This window comes from Clostridium sp. CAG:265 (genome assembly GCF_000436575.1).
GTDB classification, from domain to species: Bacteria; Bacillota; Clostridia; order Clostridiales; family Clostridiaceae; genus Clostridium; species Clostridium lentum.
Window position 1 is genome coordinate 1 of record NZ_FR886629.1, and the last position, 619, is coordinate 619.

The window sequence follows — 619 nt, forward strand, 5'->3', positions numbered from 1 at the left end:
ATAGAGGTTAATCAAATTTCAACAGTTTATTAAAACAAAGCCTTTTATATTGATAATATAAAATTTTTTACCACTGTATTCCTCTGCTATCTTCCTCAGCCTTAATAAGGGCAACATTATAAGTTTCAATTTCATTTAAACTTATGCTGCTGGCATCTGAATATCTTGGTACATACCAGCTTTGTGATTCAAAATAACTTTTAAATCTATCTAACTTAAATATATATCCGTGTCTTGCATAAATTTCATTTCTTGCTATGCCAAGTTGATAATCAGAAAGACTACTTACTTGACTTTGAGATAAATATTCGGTGCTACTTTGTGGAAAAATAAAATCACTACTATAATATACAGGTTGTGGCTTTTCTTGTACAATCACCACTGAATCTGGTTTAGAATCCTCAGTTATATTAATATTTACATCCTTATTATCATTTTTAGCGTTTTGTCGTTCTACCTCTTCCTTAACTTGTTCTTTTATCCGTTCTTCCTCTTGACGTTTTTCCTCTTCTTCTTCCTTAGCTTTCTCATTTTCCTCTTCAAGCTCTGCCCGTACTTGCTCTTTTATTGATTCTATGTCTACCTCTTCTTTATCAGCTGGCCTACTACATCCAATAAA

At 31.8% G+C, this 619-nt stretch carries 1 protein-coding gene; it reads right to left on the bottom strand.

Features of this window, described 5'->3' with window-relative positions; all coding sequences use genetic code 11:
• Positions 1-67 precede the first annotated feature (67 nt).
• On the bottom strand, positions 68-619 hold a 552-nt coding region (locus Q5O29_RS08535), incomplete at its 5' end, for a YARHG domain-containing protein (protein WP_302631976.1).